17 protein-coding genes and 1 pseudogene are annotated in these 25612 nt (G+C 56.9%); 14 read left to right on the plus strand and 4 right to left on the minus strand.

Annotated features, from left to right (window positions below; all coding sequences use genetic code 11):
- The first annotated feature begins 5 nt into the window (after positions 1-5).
- From EOS_RS05715 to EOS_RS48700, 6 genes are all read left to right on the plus strand, one after another.
- Positions 6-1586 carry an ABC transporter substrate-binding protein gene (locus EOS_RS05715; RefSeq protein ID WP_053063767.1) on the plus strand — a complete coding sequence of 527 codons (1581 nt, stop codon included), beginning with the start codon at positions 6-8 and terminating at the stop codon, positions 1584-1586.
- Positions 1587-2596: 1010 nt separating this feature from the next.
- Positions 2597-3907, plus strand: coding sequence for an MFS transporter (locus EOS_RS05725; RefSeq protein ID WP_047845633.1), 1311 nt, complete (start codon positions 2597-2599; stop codon positions 3905-3907).
- 91 nt (positions 3908-3998) lie between these two features.
- Positions 3999-5033, plus strand: coding sequence for an amidohydrolase family protein (locus EOS_RS05730; protein WP_047845634.1), 1035 nt, complete (start codon positions 3999-4001; stop codon positions 5031-5033).
- A gap of 147 nt (positions 5034-5180) precedes the next feature.
- Positions 5181-5519 carry an FAD-dependent monooxygenase gene (locus tag EOS_RS47915; protein WP_268760293.1) on the plus strand — a complete coding sequence of 113 codons (339 nt, stop codon included), beginning with the start codon at positions 5181-5183 and terminating at the stop codon, positions 5517-5519.
- Positions 5520-5581: 62 nt separating this feature from the next.
- The gene (locus EOS_RS43430; RefSeq protein ID WP_053063769.1) at positions 5582-6061 is read left to right on the plus strand and encodes an FAD-dependent monooxygenase; all 480 of its coding nucleotides are present in this window, start codon (positions 5582-5584) and stop codon (positions 6059-6061) included.
- Positions 6062-6076: 15 nt separating this feature from the next.
- The gene (locus EOS_RS48700; RefSeq protein WP_326972900.1) at positions 6077-6226 is read left to right on the plus strand and encodes an aromatic-ring hydroxylase C-terminal domain-containing protein; all 150 of its coding nucleotides are present in this window, start codon (positions 6077-6079) and stop codon (positions 6224-6226) included.
- 47 nt (positions 6227-6273) lie between these two features.
- Here the strand turns inward: EOS_RS48700 and EOS_RS45575 are convergent, their stop codons facing one another.
- Positions 6274-6660: a hypothetical protein gene (locus EOS_RS45575; RefSeq protein ID WP_053063770.1), complete on the minus strand. Its 387-nt coding sequence runs from the start codon at positions 6658-6660 to the stop codon at positions 6274-6276.
- Here EOS_RS45575 and EOS_RS45580 point away from each other — a divergent pair.
- The 4 genes and pseudogenes from EOS_RS45580 (at position 6601) to EOS_RS05755 (ending at position 10277) form a co-directional block, all read left to right on the plus strand.
- A pseudogene (locus EOS_RS45580) lies at positions 6601-7190 on the plus strand (fumarylacetoacetate hydrolase family protein). The gene EOS_RS45575 and the pseudogene EOS_RS45580 sit on opposite strands and share 60 nt — an antisense overlap.
- Positions 7191-8370: 1180 nt before the next feature.
- Positions 8371-8835, plus strand: a complete 465-nt coding sequence (locus EOS_RS05745; RefSeq protein WP_047845635.1) for a hypothetical protein — start codon at positions 8371-8373, stop codon at positions 8833-8835.
- A 10-nt stretch (positions 8836-8845) separates the two neighbouring features.
- A complete protein-coding gene (locus tag EOS_RS05750) occupies positions 8846-9553 on the plus strand; it encodes a nucleotide-binding protein (RefSeq protein ID WP_047845636.1) in 708 nt (235 codons plus the stop codon).
- Entirely contained in the window at positions 9543-10277 is a 735-nt protein-coding gene (locus EOS_RS05755) for a hypothetical protein (protein ID WP_047845637.1), read from the plus strand. Before EOS_RS05750 ends, EOS_RS05755 begins: the two co-directional genes overlap by 11 nt.
- A 79-nt stretch (positions 10278-10356) precedes the next feature.
- Here the strand turns inward: EOS_RS05755 and EOS_RS05760 are convergent, their stop codons facing one another.
- Positions 10357-12579, minus strand: a complete 2223-nt coding sequence (locus EOS_RS05760; RefSeq protein WP_167348949.1) for a ParB/RepB/Spo0J family partition protein — start codon at positions 12577-12579, stop codon at positions 10357-10359.
- Positions 12580-12713: 134 nt separating this feature from the next.
- Entirely contained in the window at positions 12714-13547 is an 834-nt protein-coding gene (locus EOS_RS05765) for a DUF932 domain-containing protein (protein ID WP_047845638.1), read from the minus strand.
- Between the two features lie 920 nt (positions 13548-14467).
- On the opposite strand from EOS_RS05765, the gene EOS_RS43445 reads away from it, so the two are divergent.
- The 4 genes from EOS_RS43445 to EOS_RS05785 all read left to right on the plus strand — a co-directional run bounded on the left by EOS_RS43445 (position 14468) and on the right by EOS_RS05785 (position 21199).
- A complete protein-coding gene (locus EOS_RS43445; protein ID WP_160312469.1) occupies positions 14468-16168 on the plus strand; it encodes a serine/threonine protein kinase in 1701 nt (566 codons plus the stop codon).
- A 343-nt stretch (positions 16169-16511) separates the two neighbouring features.
- Positions 16512-19178, plus strand: a complete 2667-nt coding sequence (locus tag EOS_RS05775) for a TrlF family AAA-like ATPase (RefSeq protein WP_053063773.1) — start codon at positions 16512-16514, stop codon at positions 19176-19178.
- A gap of 397 nt (positions 19179-19575) precedes the next feature.
- Entirely contained in the window at positions 19576-20433 is an 858-nt protein-coding gene (locus tag EOS_RS05780) for a hypothetical protein (protein ID WP_047845639.1), read from the plus strand.
- Positions 20405-21199 carry an FRG domain-containing protein gene (locus EOS_RS05785; protein ID WP_047845640.1) on the plus strand — a complete coding sequence of 265 codons (795 nt, stop codon included), beginning with the start codon at positions 20405-20407 and terminating at the stop codon, positions 21197-21199. The genes EOS_RS05780 and EOS_RS05785 overlap by 29 nt, the downstream gene beginning before the upstream one ends.
- Positions 21200-21590: 391 nt before the next feature.
- Here the strand turns inward: EOS_RS05785 and EOS_RS05790 are convergent, their stop codons facing one another.
- Complete coding sequence (locus EOS_RS05790) at positions 21591-24776, minus strand: UvrD-helicase domain-containing protein (protein ID WP_047845641.1); 3186 nt, start codon at positions 24774-24776, stop codon at positions 21591-21593.
- Positions 24777-25612 lie beyond the last annotated feature (836 nt).

Consider the following 25612-nt stretch of genomic DNA (forward strand, 5'->3'; position numbering starts at 1 on the left):
GACAGATGAAGAGATTGTGGAAGGCGTGGATTGCTGGCGCCGGTATCGTCGCGACGTGTGCGGCGCACGATGCAATGGCACAAAGAAGCGGAGATGTGCTGCATCTCGTCGGATTGAATCCGCCGAGCGCGTCGATTCACGAGGAATATACGTTCGACGTACAGCGCGCGTTCATGCCGGTGTTCAACAATCTGGTGATCTTCGATCAAGCAGCGACCCATCACACGATGAAAGAAATCAAACCGGATCTCGCCGAAAGCTGGAGTTGGGACAGCAGCCATACCGTCCTGACATTCCGGTTGCGTACGGCCGTCAAGTGGCACGACGGCCAGCCGTTCAGCGCCAAGGATGTAAAGTGCACGTGGGACACACTGCGCGGCGCGCGCGAGGCCGGCTGGAGAAACAATCCACGTGCGGGGTGGTATCAGAATCTGAAAGACGTGACCGTCGATAACGATCGGCAAGTCAGCTTCCATCTCGCGCGTCCGCAGCCGTCTTTGCTCGAGTATCTGGCGAGTGGTCTAAGTCCGGTCTATCCGTGCCACGTAAGCGCACAGCAGATGCGCAGCGCGCCGATCGGAACCGGACCGTTCAAGGTCGCGAAATTCGAACGCGGCAAGAGCGTGCAGCTGGTGAGAAATCCAGATTACTTCAAAAAGGGCCATCCGTATCTCGACGGCGTGACGATTCGGTTTCTGGCAGGCGGATCGATGATGAATCAGGAACTCGGATTTACGTCGGGGATTTATGATCAGATCAATCTTCCGTATAACAAGGTCGCCCAGTTGCAACTGACGAATCCGAAGGCGCGCTGCGAGATCAAGAAAACATCGACGGAACTAGTGCTGGTGTTCAATCACGCCGCGCTGCCATTTAATGACGTCAATGTGAGACGCGCGTTCGCGTACGCAATCGATCGCAACGCCTTCTTGCGCATCAGCAACAACGCGTTCAATGTTGGCAGCCTGTTTCGCTCGGATAGCGAATGGGGCAGACCCGCGTCGGCGCTCGCGGCGTTTCCCGGCTACGGTCCGGATACGAAGGCTAATCTCGCGCAGGCGCAGCAGCTGATGCGCCAAGCCGGATACGGCCCCGAAAAGCCGCTCAACGTCGAGCTCATCACGCGCAACTCTGATTCGTATTTGGCGCCGACGACGCTCGTCGCCGATCAGCTTAGCAAGATTTACGTGAATGCGAAGATCAATCTTCTCGAGTCGAGCGTCTGGTATGCGACGCGAGCCCGCAAGAATTATCAGCTTGCCGTCGATGTTGTCGGCACCGCGGTCGACGATCCAGACGACTATTTCTCGCGGCTGACTTGCCAATCACCCACCAACATTTCGAACTACTGCAAGAAGGAATTCGACGAGCAAATCGCGGCGCAATCACAGGAACTTGATCCTGCGAAGCGAAAGGCGCTCGTGCTTAAGATTGACGACGAGTTGATGAGTGATGCCGTGCGCCCTACGCTCTATCACAGCGCCATCGGTTATTGCACGCAGCCGTATGTAAAAGGGCTAACGATCTCGGATAATGGCGGTCACTTCAACAGCTTTCGGCTCGACGACACCTGGCTGGACAAATGAGCGCCATGCTGCCACGCACTTGACCGGTTACGAACGTGATGGTGCACGAACGCACTGTTCAACACAACTCAAGTGCGTGTCGGTCGCGACGCTGCACGAACCGCGTAAGGTCTTAATAGCTGGCCTTAGCAGAGGCTTGGCCTCTAGCAAGCGCAGTGTGTACTTGTTTGTCGATGGACCTACGACGAATGCAGTTGCGTTGTGAACAGATCAGAGTCGTTCTGGCGGTTTCGATGGAATCCGCAGGTGACCCAAAGGAAAGGCGCGCTGCATGATGGTCTTCGCGACAAGCCAGGCTTCCGCTCGGTCAGTACCTCGTTTCATGACGCTCGACTTTAGAATATCGTCGAACTCGGCGAGCAGCACAAGCAAAAATGGCAAGACCCATCAGACGTGTGTTTTCGTCAGCTACGAGGCTGGCCAAGACGGGCTGTAGATAGAGCGCGAGTCGCTCGCGGTATCACATGCCTCGCGATCACCTATGCTCACAAGCGACGCGCAAGGACTCACCGGTTCGACGCGACCGCACCCGTCGCCTACCTTTGCGTGGTTGCATGCGGAATACGACGGCACGAGTGTCGTGCGCGTCCAACCAAGCAAGAGAGGCATCTCGTCATTTCATCCATCGGCGTTGCGCAAGGGAATGCTTCAGCACCGAGTATGCATCCGCAAGCTTCTAATCACTATCAACATTTGAAACAAGGTTAGTCGTGGAGCTCTGGAGCGCCGAAATGAATGCTTGGGGCTCCCCAAATGACTTTTCATGGCACCTAGTCCTGTTATCCCATCCTGAGCGTACTCAGCGATTCGAGGCCCACTTCGCGACGCGAACAGCGATTTTCTGACACTTTCTAGAAACACGAGCCAACAAGTATTGATTACTATTTAGTTGACAATATAGTTGACTGCTTAGGTCGTCCCGCGTAAGGTATCGACCGAGACAGTGATCGACCTCGGGCTTTCTGCGGAGAGGCGAGGCGATAGAAAAGAGCAATAGCGGAAGGAGACGTATGAAATTCGGATGGTTCTCAAATCTCTCATTGAAGCAACGAAAGATTTATGCCGCTTGCTATGGCGCCGTCGCATTTGACGCGATGGATTCGACGATGTTTCCACTCGTCATACCAAGCCTCATCGCACTGTTGGGGATAACGCACCCGCAGGCGGGCGCATTGACATCAGCCGGTTTGGTTGGAGCGGCGATCGGCGGATGGGGTGCTGGAATTCTTGCAGACCGAATTGGACGCGTACGCGTGGTCCAACTCACCCTCATCTGGGTCTGCCTTTTCACATTCATATCAGCATTCGTAGTTTCGTTTCACCAGTTGATTGCCATTCGCTTTTTACAAGGGCTCGGGATCGGTGGAGAGGGCGCGGCTGCCGGCGTCCTTATCAGCGAAGCCGTCGCCTCTAAGCTGCGTGGCCGCGTCGCTGCCTCGATCCAAAGCGCATACGCAGTTGGTTACGCCATTTCAGTGTCGCTACTGCCGCTTGTGCACTTAATCGTTCCGGGTGAATGGGCTTGGCGAGTCTTCTTCGGAATTGGATGCTTACCGGCGATTTTTGTGCTCTACATCCGCCGCAGCGTAGATGAATCGGATGTGTTTATCTACGAGCAAGGAAAGAAGAAACGAACTTCAGGTCGGCCTGCATTTCTTGAAATGTTCACGGGGCAATATCTCGCCTCGACGCTGACTGGCACATGTATGTCATTCGGGATCCTGGGTGGCGCTTACGTCATGATTACGTGGCTCCCAACTTACTTGCGGATGGGCCTTCATCTGCCGGTCGCATACACTTCCGCGTTTCTCGGAATCAACATCTTGGGTTCTTTCACCGGACCGTTGCTTTGCGGAAATGTGATCGATCGGCTCGGTCGAAAACGGAGCATCATGCTGCTTCTCACATGTCAAGCAGTGAATGTAGCGGTCTACACCTTTGCGCCACTGGCCGGGTTCATAACACTAATACTTGGCTATTTCTTAGGAGCGCTGCAAGCCGCGATAGCAAGCACGCTTATGCCTACGTTCTCCGAGTTGTATCCGACGCGCATGCGCGCCGCCGGCGCCGGTTTCTGCACCAGCGTAGGACGGGGGTTCGGTTCAGCCATCCCTGCGCTTGTTGGCGTGCTGTCAGTGAACCTCAAATTGGCAACAGCGATGGGATTCTGCGCGATAGCCGCATACGCGATTGGGATTATCTCGGCGTCGACTCTCCGCGAAGCCTCCGGTGTAGATCTTCACGAAGAGATCGGAGATGAATCATCGGCGCAAAACAACGACGACCCACAAAAGAAAACAGCCTACCAGTCCACTCAATAGAGATGACTTCGCCTTAATCGACGCAACGAGGGTCTAGCAAGCCAATTTGCCTCCTAAGTCGTTGCGTCTTATTTGATACTCGGAGATATGAATGATTATTGACGTACACGGACATTACACCACCGCTCCTCGCGCACTGAAGGATTATCGCGAACGCCAGATCAGCGCGTTTGATGTTGTGGGAGCGCCTCCGTTGAAGCCGGATCTCACGGTATCCGACGACGAAATCCGAGAGTCGATCGAAGAAAATCAGTTGCGAATCCAAAAGGAGCGCGGCATCGATGTCACCATCTTCTCGCCGCCCGCAGGCGGGATGGGCCACCACATTGGCACGGAAATCACCAGCCTCGATTGGACCCAGGCAAGTAACGACATGATCAGTCGCGTTTGCAACTTGTACCCTGAAAATTTCGTCGGTGTTTGTCAGTTGCCTCAATCACCGGGCGTTAGTCCAGCAAATTGTGTGGAAGAGTTGAGTCGTTGTGTTGAGGAACTCGGCTTTATCGGGTGCAACATCAATCCAGACCCTTCCGATGGCTTCTGGACGGGCCCAGCCTTCACAGATCGTTATTGGTATCCATTATTTGAAAAAATGGTAGAACTGGATGTGCCGGCAATGGTACACGTCAGTCAATCATGCAACGAAAACTTTCATCATACCGGGGCCCACTATCTCAACGCAGACACATCGGTCTTTATGCAACTCGTCTTGAAGAATCTTTTTGAAGACTTCCCGACTCTGCGACTGGTCATCCCACATGGGGGTGGTGCGGTTCCGTATCACTGGGGTCGATATCGCGGTTTGGCTCAAGACAAAAATCGACCGCTGCTTACCACTCTCCTTAAGAACATCTTCTTTGATACATGCGTGTACCACCAGCATGGAATGGAATTACTGTTGAAGACCGTGCCTGGAGACAACATTCTCTTCGCGTCCGAGATCATCGGCGCGGTCCGAGGTGTAGATCCGGAAACGGGACACAACTACGATGATACGAAGCGTTATATTGACAACCTAAAGTGGCTCGATGAAACCCTTCGCGAAAAAGTGTTTTCGGGGAACGCATTTAAAGTCTATCCGCGGTTGAGGGATCGTCTGCAAAATCGTGCGTTGGTCGAAGCTTAAGACTAAACCAATCAGCGCGCGACAACTTATCTCATCAAACCGTTCGGGATCGACTATCCATCCTACGTCGTATTCGCGACGCGGCCCGCGGGTAAGCCACTCGCGCGTTTCGAAAACGCATTCTTCTGCCGCCCGGGCCGGCATCCGCTGTATGCCGAGCACGCACAATGGATTCCGCAATACAATCTCGAAGAAACGCTGGTCGAGCACGCGCGCGAATTGCCGGCCGCGACGCTGCGCTTTAACACCACCGTTAAAGCGCTCACGCAGACTCAGGAGCGCGTCACGCTGACGCTCGAGACAGCGAACGGCACCGAACACGTCGAAAGCCGCTATGTGATTGGTGCCGACGGCGCAGGCAGCGCGACCCGAGCTACGCTCGGCATTCGAATGACCGGCGACGGCGCGCTGTCCAAAGACCGGATGCTGATCTTTCGCTCTGCTGAATTGCAGCAGCGGCATGAGCTGGGGGACGCGGTCGCGTAGGGGATGAATCTCGGCATTGGCGATGCTGTCGACATCGGCTGGAAACTTGCTGCCGTGCTGCCGTGCTGCAAGGCTGGGGCGGCGACGCGCTGCTCGACAGCTATGGCGAGGAACGCCGGCCGGTGCATCTGCGCACCATTGACGAAGCCGTGATCAACCACACGCACTCGTCGGAGTCGCTTGCAATTGAAGAGCTCGAAGCGGACAACGCCGCGGGCGATGCCGCGCGGCGAACCGCATCGGAGCACATTGTTGAATGGAAGACGCGCGAATTCGATACGCTCGGCGTTGTGCTCGGCTACCGCTATGACGGCTCACCAGTGGTCTTCGATGACGGCAGCACGCCACCGCCCACGCATTACCGCGACTACGTACCGTCCGCGTGCCCGGGCGGCCGGGCACCGCACTTCTGGCTATCAAGCGGCGACTCAACCGCACGCGGTGAAGCGCTGTATGACCGTTTCGGCGAAGGCTTTACGCTGCTTGTCACGGCCGGCCCCGCGACAGCGGCGACGCCGATGCTCGCGCACGCTGCCGAGTGAGGCATTCCACTCACACTGGTCACCGTCGACGATCCCGCCTTGCACGCGCTGTACGGCGCGCGTTATGCGCTGATACGGCCGGACCAGCATGTCGCGTGGCGTGGGGATGCGATGCCGGCGGATCTCGATGCTGTGCTCGAGACCGTGACCGGCGCAATCCACTAGTTCGCCCTAATCATCGGTACTCCTTGAAGTGTGGCGCCGATGTCATATTAGTTTTCAGGAGACTCATCATGCGTTTTGCTTTCTACAAAAAGGCCGCTGCCACAGGCATTGCGGTTGCGGCCGATCATCAGTCGACCGATGCATGGTTCGATACCATCGATCTTGATCTGCCGTCTGCGGTGACACCGGCCGACGTTGCAACACTCGACAACGCGCAACGCGGCATCATCCGTCGTGCAATTGGAGCAGTAAGCGAGAGGGCAGATGCAAAACCTGTCGACATCGCGGCACACACGCTGCTGCCGCCGATCTCGCCGAACGCCCGGATCTTCTGCATCGGCCTGAACTACGCGGACCACGCCGATGAAAGCAAAATGGAAAAGCCCGCTTATCCGGTCGTTTTCCTGCGTACCTTCGAGAGTTTCGTCGGTCATGGGGTGCCGATTGTGAGCCGAAGTTGTCGAATGCGTTCGACTACAAAGGCGAAATGGTGGCTGTGCTGTCGCGCGGCGGACGCTATATCGATGCCAGTGATGCCGACGCGTATATCGCCGGCTATTCAGTGTCGAACGAAGGGTCGATTCGCGACTATCAACTCAAGCGCGGACCGCAATGGACGATGGGCAAAAATTTCGATTCAAGCGGTTCGGTTGGACCTTACTTCGTCACCGCCGACGATTTGCCTTCGCTTGGAAAAGGACTGGCGATCACGACGCGTATCAACGATGGCGTCGTCCAGCAGTCAAACACGGCAAACATGATTTTTGACGTCGCCCAAATCTTCGCGTACTTGAGCGAAGCGTTCGTTCTCAAGCCGGGTGACGTGATTGTGAGCGGCACGCCGGCGAGCGTTGGCGCGGCGCGCAAGCCACCGCTGTTCGTCAAGGCAGGCGATACGGTCGAAGTCGAAGTGGAACGGATTGGCAAGGTTGTGAACAAGGTGGTTGACGAAGGGGGCGTGTAGGCGTTGTCGAGTCTGCGCTAGGGCGGTTGCGCTTTTCGGCTGGAGCGCAATGATGTACTCGAACGCCACGGCAACTTGCTTTCAGATCGCCATCGTGCCGGCTTGGCACCGCTTCAACTTAAGGACTCCGTTCAACTCACCGACGCGCATCGTGGAGGATCTTTGACCACGATGCTGGTATCGTCGTGAGCACGCCGCTGAAGCTGATGACGTCCCGTACCGCCTTCTCCCGGATCTACGATCGGCGGCGGTGGCGAGGGGTCTCTGCTTGATTTTGCAGCCTGGCATAGCCCGCACATCCGTGTTGGTAGGCACGGATAGGGCGAAAACTAGCGGCGGCTCGGAGGTCTTCGATACGCTGGTAACTGCCGGGGTTCCACGAGGTCATGATGGCGGCCGAACTGCCAGCGTCGAGAAAGTAGGTGAGGGCCATCGCGATGAGCAGAATCCACTGCTTTCACATCAGTGCCATCGGTGTGGCAATGGCGCCAAAAACCGGCGGTAGCCTATCCTGCCATCACTTTTTCAATGTCGTATTTCGGCTTCGAAGTTCGACATTTTCTGCGAGGTTGATCCGCCGAGTTCGTGACGTTGACTGTCCGATTCTGTTAGTTATGTGCCAAGAGTCTGTCGGTGCGCCGGGGTGATTGGGACTATTACGTCTACCGGGTCGACGGAATCGAAAATGTCAGTATGTCGACTTCGATCCCGAAGTTCCCGAGGTCATCCGGGCGAATTTGAGCCGGACTGCTCTGCTGGTCGCACCGGTGTATAGCCTCAGTCTGACGGGTTCGCGCCCTGTGTCGGCCAGCTCTCATTCGCTGGTTTGCGATGTGCGCGCAGGAAGTCTGCGGAGCTATCCGATCAAATTTTCCGGTATGGTCGACTAAGCTTTGCAGGTGCTCCGTTGGGACTGCTCACTGCGGCATGCAGGTTGGAAGGTGTAGCGCTATGGCCGCACGTCGCTGCGCACCAGTTCGCTAGCTCATTAGCTCTGGCCTGCGATATGCCCTCTCGAAAGCTGATGGCTCGGGTCGGGTGCCAAAAATTTTTTCTGTTCCATCGGTTTCCTGCGTATTCCCATCGATTCCAGTCATGCGGTTCTAAAGTCGGAATGGGTATTGACGAGCAGCTTCGCGATTCGCATGATGGTCACGAAAGCGACGCATGGGAGTGAATCGTGCCGGGTGCAAAAGGCTACACACGGGCGCAGTGGGATGAGTTTGTCCATGCCCTTGATGCGTTACCGGAGAAGCCCCGGAATGAACAACGCGTCACGGTCAGCGATGCAATGAAAGAGATCCGGGCGCATATCACTGCCACCCAGGCGAAAGGATATACGCTCGAGGAAATTGTTCAGGAGGCTGGGCGTAAGGGGCTCGATGTGAGCATTGGCGCAGTCAAGTACGCGCTGTATCGCCCAGAACCTTCTGACGCAGTATCCAGAACGGCCAATCCCAAGGCGCCGCGCGAGGCCGACCCGTCGTCCCGTCCGAAGCAGGCTGTAAAGCAGAAGGGTAAGCGCGTGGACAACGCACATGTCGTCGCACGACAACAAAGGGGAAGGGGTGTCAACCAGCCGGGATCGATGGAGATTCAGGACGCGTTCTCCTTTGAGATACGGCCTGATATCGAAAACCTGTAGGAGGTCGGTGATGGATACGGTGCATCCCATTTATCTGGTCGGTGGCAGCAAGGGCGGTGTTGGAAAAAGCATGGTCACGCTTGCCCTGGCGGACTATTTGCAGCGACAGGGTATCCATGCGGTGCTGCTGGAAACCGATACGTCGAATCCCGATGTCATGAAAGCGCTCAGGGACGATATCAAATGCGCGGCCTATAACCTCGATGATGCAGACGGCTGGATCGGATTTGTGAACTTCTGTGATAGCCACCGGGGTGCGGCTGTGATCGTCAACACTGCCGCACGCAATCAGACCGGGGTTACACGGTACGGCGGGACGCTGGCCCGGACGCTGGCTGAACTGCAGCGGCAACTCGTCGTGCTGTGGGTGATCAACCGGCAGCGCGATAGCCTTGAGTTACTGCATATCTTTGGACAGACGTTTCCGGATACCTTGACGCATGTCGTTCGCAACGGCTACTTCGGTGAGCCGGACAAGTTCACGCTGTATCAGGAATCGCAGCTTCGCAAAGCTATCGAGACGAAAGGACGGTCGCTCGACTTCCCCGATCTGGCGGATCGGGTCGCAGACGAATTGCGCAGTCAACGTATCTCCATCCGCAAGGCGGCTGAAGTCATGCAGATTGGACAGCGCGCGGAGTTGTTTCGCTGGCGGGAATTGTGCGATGCCATGTTCTCGAAAGTGATCAGCATCGAGGGGATCATCCATGAGCAATAGGCGGTCGAGGTCGGTCGATCCGCTCGTGCGCCTGTTTCGCGAGGTATCGGGGGATGTTCCTGACGGGGCGAGTCTCGCCCGTATGCACCAGGTATCGAGCGCACTGAACCTGCGTGACAATGACGCGTTATGGTCGATTATCGCAGTGCTCGAATACTATGCGCGCCTGTATGAAGCCATGCCGGAGCGTATCCGGTGGGCGAGCGAGGGTAGTCTCGAAGCCGCGCGCCGGGAAGTCGGTGGCGCGACCGATGCGCTGATGCAGCAGCATCGGGATGCGCTGGAGCGATGTAAGGCGACGATCCAGTTGGCGGAAAGCCTGATACGGGAACATGAGGCGCGGTACCGGGCAGCACTCGCACAACTCAATGAGACGGCAATGATGGCCTTGATCGAGCGCATGTCAAATCAGGTCGCGCGCACGGCGGGCAACCGGTTGGTCGGCGTCGCAGCAGTTTCGGCTCGTGAGCAACGCGAGCGACTGGACATTGCGATGTCCGCGTTTGGGCAGGCGGTTGAGGCAGCGACGGCGCGCGTGGAGGTGATGGCTACACGTATGGAAATGCGTTTTGTACGCTCGATACGTCGCCTGTTGCTGGCGGGCGGTGCCGTCGTCTGCCTGCTGCTGGTTTCCGGCGGGCTGGCGGACTGGTGGAGGGAGTGTCATCTGGCGGGCGCGGATTGTCGCACGGTGCAGATGCGGCAGGCAGACGGCAGGCCTTGAAGGGGCCGCCGTCTGCGTTGCCCTGTTACCAGAGCAACGGGTCGGGCTTACGCGACGCGCCGGTCAGCTTGCGCGGTGCTCACGCTGGCAGCTGTCGGGAAAGCCACGGCGGCTGTTTGCTCCGCGTGTCGGGGGACGCGTCTGCATCGTGAGGCGTGTTGTTGATGTTCTCGCCGCCGTTGAATTCATCCGGTTCGGCGTCGCCATCCTCACCACCCTGCGTCTCGCCTGCGCCGTTCCCGGCATCCGTATTGTCTCCGTCGTCTTCGTCGTGGATGTCCCATGAATGTGCGGCCGGGATTTCGCGATCGGTGAGGATTTCCGGGACCCATGCGACTTTCGCGAGCCGCAGTTCGGCGGCGGCTGCCGCGTCGGCCTTCTTCATCTTGCCGAGGTCAGCAGCGATCTTCGGTGACACGGCGGTGGCAACAACTTCCGCGATGCGCGCCTTGCTGACGTGATCGAAATACGAGGCGCGCGTGGGCGTCCAGTACCGCGTCATGTCGAGGTTCAGCGCGCTGGCGAGCGTGTTGATGGCGTGAGGCTTTTCGTCGCCCGCAATACCGTCAAGCAGCGCGCCGGTGCAGAAGGAGAGCAGGTCGAGCAGGGTCGTGCCGGGGTCCTGTTCGATTAGCCACGGCAGCAGGTCCGCGCGCCGCGCGGGCAGTTCACGGCCCCACTGCTCGCGCTGCGCCTCGATGAGACCCCACGCGGTGTTGGCGGGCAGGTCGTCCGCCGAGCCGAGCAGACTGTCGCGGTTGTTCGTGCAGGACAGTTTCAGCGCATGCGGTGCGAGACCCGTCCCATACCGCTCCGGAAAGACTTCCGGAATCAGGCGTTGGAGGATGGCGCTGAGTGCTACGGATGGCTGCGCGATCAGTTCCGCGTGAATAGCGGCGGTGCGATGCGCAGTGAGGCGCTGGCAGAGCTTTGCGTTGTGGATCGGCTTCTCCTTCGCTTCGGGTTCCTCTGTCTCGCCGGATGCGCGTTCAGTTCCCGGCGTGCCGGTCACGGTCGCGCCCACCGCATCCAGTGCCGCGCTGTTCTCGCGGCGCACCAGACCCCTTTCGATGACCAGTTCGCCCTGCGGGCTGACCATCACGAATGCGCCCGCTTCGGCCATCTGCTGAGCGTCCCACGACAGCGTGTCGCTTTCAAGTGCGATGAGGGCAGCGTTCACCCTGTCGATTTCGGCTTCGAGGCGTTCGGCTTGCTCGTAGGCATTCTCGTCGTCCTCCGACAGTGCATCGAACTTTTCAGCCAGTTCGTCCTGCTGCGTGGTGAGCACGTCCATTTCCCGCTGTTCGTCGTCGGTGAGGGGGCGCTGCACCGGTTGCAGCCTGCCGTAGCGGTTCAGCTCGAACACGTCGCGCTCGATACGCTGTTCGGTCCAGCCCCAACCCTCGGCGCGGACTTCTTCGGCGGCGGAGTCGAGTTTCGCGGCGGCAAGACCTTGCAGCAGTTCGGCGTCGGCAACGTAACCCGCGTTTTCGTCGTCGCTAAAGAGGTCACGTCTCACGTAACCGCCCGCTGCCTCATAGACGTCCAATCCCACGAAGCGCACGAGGCGGCTGCGGCTCGCGTCGATCTCGGTACGTGTGATCGCCTGCCGCAGATAGTTGGGCTGGCGTTGCCACTCGTTCGCGTCAAACCAGATGCGCTCCTGCGTCTCGTGGTCATCTGTGAGCGCGAGCGCCGAAAGCTGGTTAAGCGTGATCGCGTCCTCGCGCAGCAGCGCGAGCAGTGTCGGCGAGGCGCTGGCGAGCTTCATACGCCGTTTGATCGTGATCGGCGCGGCCGAGAAAAGAGCGGCGATGTAATCGATGCTACGGCCTTCCTCGGCCAGCATCCGGTGGGCGCGCAGCACGTCGAACGGGTCGAGCCCTTCGCGTTCGCTGTTTTCGATCAGCGAAATGGCGAGGGCTTCGCCTTCGCTGACGATGCGCACGGGGACCGGATAGTCGGCGGTGATGTCTTTCTGCTCGAACAGGAGATCGAGTGCCGCCTCGCGGCGCTGCCCAGCACAGACTCCGTATTTGCGCTGCCTGCCGCGCGAGCCCTTCATCTCGTGGATGACGAGGTTCTGAAGCAGGCCCTTTGCGCGGATACTGACGGCAAGGGCTGCAATACCCGTGAGCGGTTTCGTGCGGGCATTGAGCGGCGAGGGATGCAGGCTGGAATACGGCACGGACACGACCGGCTGCTCTTTGCCAACGGTGGCTTCCAGCAGGATCGTGGCGTCAGTTGCGTTGGCGGTGGTTGCCACGGTTTCGGCGGGGGTTTCGACTTCATGGGCTCGCATGATTGACTCCAGAAATGGAAAAGGAAAGTGCCGGGTCACGGTGCTGCGGGATACCGTCAGGACTTGACCCGAATAGGAATCCTGATGGTATGAATCGGAAGCGGGGCGGCAATGAGATGCCGCCCGTGCCGTGCTTATGCCTTCATCTGGCGCATGGCGTCCGCGAGCATCCAGAGCGCGCGGTTCAGTTTCACGTTCTGGTCGATACCGGTGACGGGACGAGTGGACATGGCGCGCCCGCTGCGCGAGCGTCCGTGCAGGCCGCCCTTCGTGAGTGATTCTTGCGTCCGGTTAAAAACCGTCCAGAGGTCGTCGCGGCGATCCTCGAAGCGGCGCGGGATGAGCAACTGGCTTTCGGTGATCGGGGCGGGTGCGTCGGCGCCGGTCGGGTCGTATCGCAGCGCGAGGGCGGAGCGGGCGAACGCGTGCTGTTCGTCGCGCGTGAGCGTCACGGCGCGCATGCCGTCCTTCTGCTCGCGGATCAAGTCGAATCCGTCGAGCACGTCGAATGCGCCATTGATGACGTTCTGCACGATATTGCCTTTGTGGGGCACACGCACCTCGCCAACGGTTTCGCCCGCAACCATGCCGTTCTGGCAAACAAAGCGGAAGACGCCACCGAGCATATGAAAACTGCTGGTGCCATCGTGCGAATTGAGCAGGATGATTTCGTTGACGTCCTCGCCGGTAATCTCATTCGCCGGGCGCATGCGAATCAGGTGTTTTGTGAATTCGCGCTTGTCCTGATCGCGCACGCGCGTCTGGCAGACCATGAAGGGCTGGAAGCCTTCGTTGCGCAGGCCCCGGAGTACGTCGATGGTGGGGATGTAGGTATAGCGTTGCGAGCGACTATCGTGCTTGCCTTGGGCAAAGATGGACGGCGCGACGCGGCGGATCTGGTCGTCCGACAGCGGCGAGTCGGAGCGAAGCATCGGGGCGTCGTAACGAAAAGAGGAAGCGAGTTGCATGTCAGTCTCCTGAGAAAACAGTCAAAAAGGGTTGATCGGTGTTGCGCTGACCGGGCTCCAAGATTCCGCCCGCCGCGTAGGGGTTGGTTTCATCCTGGTCGAAGCCAGGGTTGGCATTGTTGCCGCCAGTCTCCTGAGTTCGCGCCCGTGCGACTGAAGGAGACGGCGCCGGGTGGGTGTCAAGGAAAGAAGTGAGGGGTTGGTGCGGGACGCAGCGAAGCGCAGGACTCGGCCCCGAACGCCTTGACACCCACCCGGTGTCGTCTACGGTCGCGGGTTAGGGCGGGAACGGTGGAGACTGGTGGTTGCGAAGCACTGCGCCTTTGAGCGGGATGAAATGCCGCGCGGCGAGCGCGAATCTGGGGCCGTTTTTCTGGGCCCATCTGACTGGGTTCTAAGGGTTTAGATGTGTCGGTGTCGCGTCAGGAATTGATGCCCGGTAGGGGCGAGACGCTGTAAGCGGCTCGATGCGCAAGCACGAAAGCCCGGCCCGTAGCGCTAGGGAAGGGAGACGCCCGGGGCGGAGGCCGGCAGTACGCATGCCTTCCGCTTGTTTCTGCCATGGAGGCGCGGTCGCCCGGTTGCGTGGTGTCGATGATGGGCCGTACCCGTTGCGTATCGGAAAAGGGGATGAACTGCTTCATGGTCGCAACTGGATGGGCAAACGATGTTCGCAAACCCATTTGATCCTTGGCGATTAAGTTGGCCCATTTGCAAATAAGTTGACCGTTCGAAGAGTCGGCCGGGTCGACCTAACAATGCGCCTAGTGTGGCTTCGTGAACGGGCGCTAGCGGTCAAGCGCGTAAGAGAAGCGATAGCGACGGCGGCACACCGGCCCCTGGTACGCGCGCCTTGTGGTCCTTGGGGTAAGCTGTCTCGTTGATCGAAGAACTACAACATGAACAAGGGGAGCAGCAACATGAGCGTCTGGGTTGACACTAAGGTATGGACCGAGCGATGGGTCAGCGTTGAGAATCTGGGCTCGGGCGGCCAAGGTGTCGTGCTCAAAGCCAGACGCCTGGACGGTGATGGCGCAGCGTGCGTGAAGGTGCTCAGTAAGCAAAAGGACGTGGAGCGCCGGGCACGTTTCTTACGCGAGGCGACCGCGTACCGTACGTGTCATCACGAACTTGTTCCCGCATTGATTGAGACGAATGCGGCTCATGAAGATGACCTCAACTATAAGCTGTTCATCGTCACGGAGTACGTCCCAGGGCTTACGCTGACCGAGTTTATCGAGATGAATGGGGTGTTGGAATTCGCCGATGCAGTTCGACTGACGAGCCGATTGCTCGACACGCTGATCTACCTCCACGAACAGGGTTGGGTTCACCGCGATATCAAGCCTGACAACATCATTGTGCGCGACGACAACATCGAGTTTCCCGTGCTTCTGGACTTCGGTCTGTGCTTCAAGGACGGTATCAGTCCGTCGTTCGTGACCGAGCTGAATCAGGAGGTGGGGAACAGATTCTTGCGCTTGCCTGAGCTCGGGATTGGCAGCGCAAACAAACAGGACGTTCGGTCCGATCTTTCGTTTGTCGGCGCCATCTTATTCTTCGTTATGACGGGTGGTATTCCCGCGTCTTTGTCGGACGGCGATGAACTTATGCCTCATCAGAGATCTGCGTTTTCGTCGACTATCGCCAGGGCTGCGGGTCCCGGCGCCATGACACTATTTGGATGGTTCGATCATGCATTTAACCCCAACGTGCAACGTCGATATGCAGGTGCTACGCAGATGCTGGAGGCACTCAAACTTGCCCTGGCACATTCAATGACGGAGCCGACTGATCGCAACCAGGGAGATCTGGAATTCGTCATAGGCCACGTAGACCGGCGCGCAAACCAGGACCAAGCAGCCAAGGCTCAATTGTGCGACGCCGCCATGACTGCGATTCAGTCGGTGCAGAACAAACTCGCAGTGCGGTTCAAACATGCTTTTGTGACGGTGCAGTCAGGCTGTTCACGGACGCCGCATGGGGTGCGTAACATGTTGGGTTTTGCCAACACCCACAGCGACCAACAGCGGTTTCTCGCCACGTTCGCGGCAACGATCGTTGGCGGTGAGATCGTTATTGAGGTCGACGGCGCACCAGTCTATCGAACGGAAGTCGATAAGCCGGAATATGGCAAGGACTTCGAGACGATGATGCAGCAGATCTTTACCAGCGGTGTACGTGCGCTGATCGAGGATCCGTCGGGCCAGGTCGTAACCCGGGGTTTCTTCAAGTCCCGTCCGTGCGGAACCCTTGAGGAGGTAACGGCAAAGAGCGGGCTATCCGGCAAGCCAGCGTTTGTGATCGTTTTCGACGACTCGAACGCAACAATGAGCAAGCTGGATCACTCACTTGGGTTTTTCATGGAGTACCAGACAACCAAGGAACTTGTAGACGCGCATTTCGAAACCGCGATCGTCCGTGCCTCGTTGGTCCGCGATGCGGCAATGATCCCCAGGGACGACCCGCTTGAGACACCGAGATGGATCGTGACCGCTCCAGATGGGACTGTCCTGGTCAGCGAGAGTGTTTACCCCAACCCGGATGAGGGCCTCAAGCGCGTGCGCGATCTGATCCGGCACTGGGCCGATATGAAACAAGCGCCTTTGCCGCAAGGCTAAAGGCCCGAGTGTGTAGTCTGGATTCGTTCTCGTGAACGGTTCTGTTTGCAGCGCAATCGCGTCGATGCTAAGCGAGAGCATCGGGTGCGATCCACGGAAGCTGGATGTTGCGCCGTCGAGGCGACAAGTGATTGTCGGTCGGCGGTACGCACTTGCATCGCGTATCCGCGTATGCGCGCCCACTTAGATTCTGGGTTGAATTAGCGTATTTAGGGTCGCCCCTCGGCCTCGAAGCATGACAAAATGCAGTCGCGACCGTGCTTGGAGCATTCTGCTTTCACTGCCTTCCATGCCTTTGGATCGCGAGAGTCTCTGGATAAGAACCTAAAGAAAAGAGGGCGACGTGGCAATCAGCGATCGAGGATCTACCTGGGGGAAGTGGGACCTGCACGTTCATTCGCCAGACACGCACCTGGCAAATGAATATAGCGGCGATTGGTCCGGTTTCGCGCAGAAAGTGGCTGCAGGCGGATTTGCGGTTATCGGCGTGACGAATTATTTCTTTTTCGCTGAGGACGAGATCGAGCGAACCGGTCAGGCGCTCCAGGACGCAGGGGCGAGCGCCGTCGTAGTCGGAAATCTGGAATTCCGGCTGACCCAGCCGAACAAGGACGGCGAAGCGATCAATGCACATGTTTTATTTGACCCGGTGCTCGGGACAGCCGAAATCAATCAGCGACTATCCCGCCTCAAACTGATCAATACACTAGACGCAGACGGCGCGCGTCCAGTGTATTGCACGGAACGCGATATATCGGCAGCGGGGCTGACGATAGCCAACATAACGGTTGAATTTCGCGATCTGCGAGAGTGGCTCCATGCGCAGTTTAATCGGGATGACTATGTACTGATCGGTTGTCCGGTTGGATATGGATCGTTCCGGCCTCAACGCAACGAAGGCCGTGGCGAACAGATCGCGACCGAGCTGGACAAGGGTTGCGCGATAATGTTCGGTGGCCTCAAGGAGCGCGGCTTCTTCGCTGACGCGCACCGGTATGCTGGTGCGATCGCAAAACCTGTGTTGCAGGGAAGTGACGCTCATCGCATCAATGAGCTCGGCATCAACTATAGTTGGGTCAAGGCGAAGCCTACGTTCGACGGGCTGCGCCAACTCATTTATGAACCCACGGAACGGGTCAGTCTGGATCTGGATAGCCCCGAGCATCTGTATCCGAAGCCGTTCTTTAGCGGCCTGCATGTCGAGGGGCCGTTGTCAGCGGGCCAATCGCTCGCGTTCCACAGATCCTCTATTGGGATCAACCGTGATCTTGTCGCCATTATCGGCGGTCGTGGGACTGGAAAGAGCGTGCTTCTGGACTCTGTGCTTGCGCTGTTGCAGCCTGAGCGTTTGTCAACAAAGGGCTCTTTGGACTACCGGCCGCCGGCATTCACGCTAGATTTCACGAAGCAGAACGACGGCGAATGCATAGAGATCACCCGTGACGGCTCCGTTGGCCCTGACTATCTTCACGTTCGGCAGAAGGAATTGCAGGACATCGCCCTTGATCCGAACAAGCTGAGTCAGGAGATCAAGTCGCTTCTGCCCATCGCGACCAATGATCCGCTCGTGGACGTCGAAGAGGAGGTCTCTGCCCTGTTGCGCGAGAAGGAAGAAATTTTCGCGTGGTTTCAGGAGGAAGACGAGGAGGGCAATAAGATAAATACGCCTCGATACAACGACAAAGTCAAGCGCACCAATGAAGAGCGCGTGAACACGCTGACTAATGAAAAGAACAAGCTTCTCGTCACCGAATATAACGGCAATCGAAAGTTGGCAGGAGAAGCCCTGATACTGAAGAATCGGCTCAATGCTTTTCGCAATAAGTTAACGACCACTGTTGGTGAACTCTCCGACGAAGTAGCAGCGCTGAATACCCAACTAGAGCCGCATGACAAGCGGATCCCGGCGATTGATGTCAAGCCGCAGGTCGACGCCCTGGCACAATTTGCGATCGACATTACTGCTTATACGGAGAAGCTGGACGTGACGTCCGCCGAACTGCTGGAGAAGTTGCGGGAGCAGGGTATCGAGCAGGATCCGAAGGGGCTCCTCGACAAGGTTGAGGGCTATCAGCGAGAAGTGGCTCGTGCGAACGACCGGATCGAACGCTACAAGGATAAAAAGGCACGTGCGGAGTCGCTGAACAGGCTTCGAGGGGATTTGATGGTAGCGCACCTTGAGGACATTGCGACTGATGCGGCCAATATTGGCTCGGCTTTTCAGCTTCTGAAAAAAGGACAGGAAGGCTGGAGGCCTGAGCAGGTGCAACTCGTCAATGAGCTGCTCGAGGGCGTCAATATCGAAGGTGCGGTTCACTTCGACGCAGAGGCTTTCTATACGGGTATGGAGCCGTATTTGAATATGCGAAAATTCCGGGCCGCAGCCGGCGCTTCGAAGCGTGAAAAATTGATCGCGAAACTATCGGTCAACTCTCTGGATACCTTCAGGACGCTGGTCTCGGGCGCTGCCGTTGTGTTGGCGGACGACGACTCGAAAGTATCGATCGACCGATTTGTTAGAGACACCGAGTATGTATCCAACAGCGATGCGCTGAACTTCATGGACTACCTGTTCAAACCGTCGCAGCAGCGAAAATATCTGTTTGTTCGTGCGGGCCTAACCTATCGCGGAAAGCCGCCAGAAAGGTTATCGGTTGGGCAGCGGGGTACATTCTTCTTGTGCATGAAGTTGGCGACGGATCCGTTCGGCAGTCCCTTCGTATTTGACCAGCCGGAAGATGACCTGGACAACGAGTTCATCGTGAACGATCTGATTCCGATCTTCCGGAAGATAAAGAAATATCGCCAGGTGATCATCGCAACGCATAACGCGAACCTTGTCGTAAACGCCGATGCGGAACAGATTATCATTGCTCACAACGATGCGGAAGTACTGCGCTACGAGACTGGGGCGATCGAGGAGCCCCACATGCGCGAAAAAATATGCGTGATACTTGAAGGCGGCGAGACCGCTTTTCGCCAACGCGAGCTTAAGTACGGGCTTGCGTGATAGCGAATGCGCACCTGGACAATTCCCGGCTCGAACTATATTGCGCGCAAAACGTTGGTTTTTGCTACAGAGGCCCATCGCGAGGTTCCTACAGGATGTTCGCATTTGTGAGCCCTCGGAAGTAGCACCAATTATTGAGTAGGCGATTGGGATGTTATGCGCGATCTCTCTTATCGCGGATTTGTTCGTGCCGCTACTGAGTTGAACGCGTGCTGGCGGCGCATCCTTCCTGCCGACCGGTACGCGGTTGACTGCTCGATCGGGCGATTGGCGACCGCAACGTCAGAACTCTGACGTCAAGTTTCCCGCCGTCGTGCCGTAATACCGTTAAACCATAGAACAAGCGCTACACGGTGTGAAGACTGTGTATTCATTGAAATTGCGTGGCTGAGAGAAGATGGCGTCAATCGAATACAGTCTTTTTCGAGTCAAGTTCGTATCAGGGCCTCAACATAGTCTGTTCCGGCCAAATGTTGACCGTCCTGCCTTGTTCTTGGCGGCGGTGAATGAGAAACCGTCTGCGGAGCTGCGAAAAGGATACTTGTGGCACATCGGCAACGTAGAGGCATTTTCGAATTCGTCCGGTTATTTCGCGATAGGTCGAACCACTCGCTCGACAATCGAGAAGTTCGACGAGACAGCGGGAAATTTCGTATATGAGGAACTTGAGGAGAGTCCGTTCACGCACTGCGTTTTCGACACTGAATTAAGTCTGCTCGCGGTTGCGAAGAAGACCAGTCTGGCTTCTGATGCAAAAGGCATTGCAATGAAGGTGCAACAGCTATTGCAGGTGTCTGACTCTGTGCTTGAGTACGACGTGAAAGTTGAGATTTTGCCAATTCCCGACCCGGAGGGCTTCCTCCGTATGCTGGCAGACGCATACCGGGTGATTCGTTTCTCGGCGACTTTCCACGGCCCTAATCCTTTTGATGCAGATGAGCACTTCCAGAAGCCTCTATCTGTTTATCTTCAAGCAGCAGATGGCATTGCTGGGAAGGCTCAAATTCAAGGGGACAATCTAAACAGGGAGGTACTCACTGAAGTTACGCGGAGTACCGCCGCCACGGGGAACGAAGCTTCGGCGCGCATCATAAAGGCACGCGCTGAACGACCGGTGACTATCAACCTAAAAGGTGATCCAATAAAGCGTGTGTACAACGAGAAGAATCATCTGCCCCAGCTCGTTTTGCAGCAGTTTGTTGAACTTTATCGTCGAGTGAGATCCAATGGAAGAAATACGCGTCGAGACGACTAACGAGCTGATCCAAAAACTCAACTCGTTTGAAAACCAGTTTGTCTTTCGGGGCCAGGCGAACGCGGTCTGGGGGTTACAATCATCGCTTGAACGTGTTGTCGGTGAGAAATGGTCGCCTGAGCAGGCTACTAAGTTCGAAGAGTTCTCACTGGAGCAGTTCCGTTCGAAATTTCACTTGTACGACAAGGAAAACACCCAACCGACGTCCAAGCTGGCGTGGCTTTCTATCATGCAGCACTATGGAGTGCCAACACGCCTTCTCGATTTCTCGGAGAGTCCATACGTTGCGCTTTACTTCGCCCTTGAGGGTTATTCCCACCAGTCGCAAAACGACCTTGCGATATATGCGCTCGACTATACGAACATCATGGATCGTTCGATAGTGCACATCAAAGATCGAGACAGCGGATTCAAGGAAGACCGACGCTCGGTCTACGAGAAAGCGGATGTAATCTTCGATACGACAGTTGACCGGTTTGCATATCCAATTGCATGGATAGCCGAACCAAAGCAGTTGAACGCGCGACTCGACAGACAAGCCGGTTCGTTCCTGATTTGTGGCGATCGCGGGGCACGCATTGAAGACGTACTTGCTACGCAAGCTTACGACGGTGTGACGATGCAGAAAATATGCTTTCCCGGCAAATTGTATGGCTCATGCTTTGCGGTTCTGCGAAAAATGAACCTTACAAGCAAGAGCCTTTACGGAGACCTCGACGGCTTGGCACGGGCTATTCGAATGAATATGCAGGTGTACGCGTCTTAGTCAAAAGAGTCTCACAGGAGGCAGCGTAGGTTGCCTGCCACAGTCGAAAGACACGAGCAACGAGATACGCGACAACTCGAACGCCCGACATGCGTTGACTTGAGTCCTTCAAGTTTCCGAGCAGCCATTCGGTGGCCTTCGAATAAAAGGAATGCCGACTACCGCCGTCTCAAGCATAGCGCAATCAAGCCATAAACGTGGTTCGACGACGGCCGCGAAGGGAGGGAGGATCTTCCACTGAAGCCTTGATTGATCTTTGCCGTTAGCGGGGAGCGAGTCGGCAGCTTCAAAATGACTCGCAGCGTGCTTTCACCGTTTGGCCGGACACAGCAGTTTCCATCCGGGAACTGAAAAGTCTCCTGGTATAGTTCAAAATTCTCGATGGAAAGCATCATGGGATTTCCCACGCGGTGCCTTTAGTCGCACTTGCCTTGATTTCGAAAGAATGCTCAAAGAATTTTGTCATCACAGGAGCTGCTGGGCGTCCGATCAGAATCATTTTCCGGTTAGTCTCAATATCGTCTGCCGTGACATCGCTCGCAGCGGAGGATACTAAATTGCTGGATTCGATCCGGCCCAGGCACTCGTCCAGTCCAGCCTTGGTCAATACCATCGCGTCTGGATCAGTGCGCAATTGCCTGACATGTTGGTGCCTGAGCCATTCGGCGAGTTCTTGTCGAGGAATCAGGAATCCCAGTACCGGATAGGCCATCGGCCTGCCAACCTCTAGCTGGCTAGCTTGATCCACGCCTTGTGCCACCAGAAATGAGGCGAGGGTATGTGCGCTGAGCTGTCGCTGCGAAAACTTCAGCACTTCGCTGTGGCGGTGAAGCTTTAAATTTGCAACGGGCTTTGGACCATCGACGATCTCTACACCCGGGTCGGATGCGGAAGTCGAAGGGGCCGGGGTTGGCGCTGCCGCAGTATTGAGGTTGCCGGTCTCATCGTCATCGTTGTCCTGGATCAGCGGCGCGAGCCGTGCATTCAGTTCCGACCACGCCTCGTTGCTCATGATGCCATTGCGGGCAATCGGGCTTTCCATGTCCTGGTAGAAAGCGCGGAACTCGCGCCATTCCATCTGTTTTCTGCGTCCGCCACCCGAGCGAGCCTCCGTCTTGATGCTTCCCGTTACATGCTGAAGCATCTCGTCCTGCACTACCTGACTGAGTCCTACCGCTTCCCGCATCCGTAAGAATTCGCGACCGCTTACACCCCAGTTCGTGACGTTGCCGGTCTGACGCAACACCGGCGATGGCCACACGACACCGGCGACATCGGCGGGGTTGTCTACGTGCTCCTGCCAGCCCGCTTCGTTGAAGAGCTCCGTCGCCGCTCCCACGAAACGGGAAAGGCCGCCATGGAAACTGACGACCAGCTCGGTCTTTGCGCGTGTCAGCGCCACATAGAGTTTGAACAGCTCGCGGAAGGACTCATGCTCGGGCAAATCTGGATGCGGAATCACCTTTCCGCCACAGTTGAGTACGACCATCAGGTCGAACTCAAACCCCTTCGTTTGCTCTAAGTCGGACAAGAACAACGACTGTGCTGACAAGTCCGTGTTTCCGCACAGCGCGGGCAATGCCAGGCTGGCCGCCAGACGCTCCACGGCGGCTTGCGAATATCCACATAACGAGATACAGACCTTGTGATTAGGTGCCCCTTCGATATTCTCGCGCGCGTAAGTCAACGCCATGGCGAGCTCTTCCTGAATGGAAGAGGCGTTCAGCAGCAGTGGCTTGGCAGATGTGAAGTTGGCGAACTCTGGCTGCAGAATTTCCAGATCAATAGTTCCGCGCGGAATGCTGCTGAAGGAGCGTGTCAGGAGCTCGTATGCTGCGGTCAAAATCTGGCGGCTGTTCCGATAGTTCTGGTTCAGTCTGATCCAGCGCGCCGGGGGTAGATCAATCTCCGCATCTTTTAAGTTCAGATATTTTGTATGCACAGTCTGTGCCGAGTCGCCACACAAGAACAGGTCGTTGGCGCCTGGGCGGGTCAATCGGCGAATGATGCGTAGCTCCAGCGTGCCTAGATCCTGTACTTCATCGACAAGCACGTGGTCAAACTCTTGTGTCAACGCATTCACATGCCCGCACAGCACGGTTGCGATGCCTCCATCATCAATGGCTCCCACCGCGGCCATTTTACGTTCCCATCCTGCTAAGCCGTTCAGCACCATCTCACGGTAGCGACGGTCCAAGGCAATCACTCTCCCGTCACGTTGCATGTCCAGGTAAGCACTCCGGTTTTCCGGCGCAAAGGCACTCCGCACGTAGTCCAGTTCCTGACGCAAATAGTCCTGCGGCAGCACGTTACGGACGAGTAAGGTGCGCACCACATCGAACATAGTCTCTGCATCATGATTGTTCGCCTGACAGTGGAAATACTCTTCCCAAATGTCGTCGATGTGCTCGGCTACTGCAAAGGCGTTGCGCTGCACGATGCGCTTGCCGTAGTAGTCACCCTTATCGGGCTCCAAAGCGATGAGTTTCTCGCGGCAAAGGTTAAATACCGACTTCACCATCAGGTTGCGGGGGCGCGTCGATCCGCTTTCGGCGTCGATCAACTCATTGATCAGCTTGGCGAGAGCCTCATTCAGCGTCAGTACCAGCACCTTCTTATCGGTGGCTCCACGCGCAAGACGCAGGGCTCGGTGAATCACGACACACGTCTTGCCTGAGCCAGACACACCGGCCAAACGAGTAGGGCCGGCAAAATCTCTATCCACGAACTCCCGCTGCTGCGGATGCAGGTACAACATCCACTGTTTGAAGTCGGCGGTCTTGATGAAGTGCTCGAACAGGACCGGGTCAATATCCTGGACCCGCACGGTTTTTTCACTCGAAGATATCCTGGCAACCTCATCGGCATTGAGCGTGTCGACGGTGCGCACCTCATCGGCATATAAATCAACCCGTGCCTTGGCTCCGCGGATGTCGCTGGAACGCAATTTCAGCAAGACATCCAGCACGGCGTCGGCATGCGTTGATTCCGCGATGGTACTGACGATATCCAGGAGGGCATCTTCCGATGTGTGTGATTTCACACTACGAACATGTTCCACCACATCACCTTCGAGCCCTTCCAGTAAGCGCTCACGATATCGTTCGGGTAGTTGATCGACGACGGGGCCAGTACTCATCCAGTCGATTTCAGATCGGATCAAACCCTCCTTGCCGTCAGCCCGCTTCGACACATAAACGGGAGCAACTTCAAGACGGCATCCTTGCACGCGAGCGACAAAATCCAGCCCTTTGTTCGCATCCAGCCAACGTGCTACCGCCTCATGATCGCCGGCAAACAAGAAGATGCATAGATTGTTGCTGTAGGCTGTCACGAGTCGTGCATAGCCTGTGAGATCAAACTTGCGGCAGTGGGCGATCCGGTCCTCACCGTTATTCGTAAGCGTCAGGCCGGCAAACACACCGTCAAAACTGTTTTCGCCCGCATTTGCCTTGCCCCACGCCTGATAGACACGTTCAGCAGCCTTCTGATATTTCCCCCCTTTTCGAAAGAGTGCGCTAAGGGAATCAGGAAACTCGGCGCCTTGCATGAATTCGATTTTGTTTTTTGTGCCCATGACTCTATCTCGTCCCACTGTCGTTCGCTGGATCAAAGGTCCATCATCGCATGCGTCCCAGCGGGCCGCCCTCGCCCGCAGCCTGGTCCATGCTGGTCTTGGCCGTGGACGGCCCTTGGTTCTTCGGCCAACTTCGCGCTCGCATAGATATTGTGGCAGTAGCCGATGAGTGGGTCGGTTCTGCGCGACTGGGCATCCGAGCCATTGCCTTTCCCCGTGCTGGTTCAATGCGCAGATCAGCTGATACGGGTCTTTCCGGACTGGCGCGTAAGGCATGTCGCTCCGGGCTCCATTTTCTCAAAGGTTCCCGGGTTTCGTCGTAGGCAACTGCTCCAGATTGCGCGCAGTGCCATTGACGCATCAACTTACCCTTACGATCGCGGTCAATCGCACGGGATCGCCCAGTATATTAACGGCAGAAACGCGGGAAACTCCAATCGGCTTTACGATTCGGCTGCCCCGTCGGGCGATCGGCAGGCCTAGTCCCCGCAAAGGCAAGAAAAACGCCGAGTCGAAATTGCACTTACCATGAGTGGCAGTAGTTTCTTGCCGGCTCGTATAGACCGCCTCGAATTTATCACCGCTGCATCATCAGCAGCTTCTCGCCAATACTTGTCGTGCTGCACGCATGTCCTCGACGACGAGCACGACGCCGCTCTCGAAGAACAGTTCATCATGATTGTCACGCCGTATCGACTGGAGCATTCCTCTTTTCGGGACGTTCGACAAGTATCCAGCGGCTCCTTCGCGCCTTGGTGAAGGCGTAAGCCTCTACCTGAAACACGACAGCGCATACCGCAACCTGCTACCGATCATATGGGATAAAGGGTGACAAA

This window comes from Caballeronia mineralivorans PML1(12) (genome assembly GCF_001028175.1).
In the GTDB taxonomy this organism is placed as follows: Bacteria; Pseudomonadota; Gammaproteobacteria; order Burkholderiales; family Burkholderiaceae; genus Caballeronia; species Caballeronia mineralivorans.

Coding starts and splice junctions, on each gene's coding strand:
- EOS_RS05715 (WP_053063767.1), top strand. CDS start 6: ATGAAGAGATTGTGGAAGGCGTGGATTGCTGGCGCCGGTATCGTCGCG.
- EOS_RS05725 (WP_047845633.1), top strand. CDS start 2,597: ATGAAATTCGGATGGTTCTCAAATCTCTCATTGAAGCAACGAAAGATT.
- EOS_RS05730 (WP_047845634.1), top strand. CDS start 3,999: ATGATTATTGACGTACACGGACATTACACCACCGCTCCTCGCGCACTG.
- EOS_RS45575 (WP_053063770.1), bottom strand. CDS start 6,660: ATGACCGACGAAACTCTCGAAGGTACGCAGGAAAACGACCGGATAAGC.
- EOS_RS05750 (WP_047845636.1), top strand. CDS start 8,846: ATGGATACGGTGCATCCCATTTATCTGGTCGGTGGCAGCAAGGGCGGT.
- EOS_RS05755 (WP_047845637.1), top strand. CDS start 9,543: ATGAGCAATAGGCGGTCGAGGTCGGTCGATCCGCTCGTGCGCCTGTTT.
- EOS_RS05760 (WP_167348949.1), bottom strand. CDS start 12,579: ATGCGAGCCCATGAAGTCGAAACCCCCGCCGAAACCGTGGCAACCACC.
- EOS_RS05765 (WP_047845638.1), bottom strand. CDS start 13,547: ATGCAACTCGCTTCCTCTTTTCGTTACGACGCCCCGATGCTTCGCTCC.
- EOS_RS43445 (WP_160312469.1), top strand. CDS start 14,468: ATGAGCGTCTGGGTTGACACTAAGGTATGGACCGAGCGATGGGTCAGC.
- EOS_RS05780 (WP_047845639.1), top strand. CDS start 19,576: ATGGCGTCAATCGAATACAGTCTTTTTCGAGTCAAGTTCGTATCAGGG.
- EOS_RS05785 (WP_047845640.1), top strand. CDS start 20,405: ATGGAAGAAATACGCGTCGAGACGACTAACGAGCTGATCCAAAAACTC.
- EOS_RS05790 (WP_047845641.1), bottom strand. CDS start 24,776: ATGGGCACAAAAAACAAAATCGAATTCATGCAAGGCGCCGAGTTTCCT.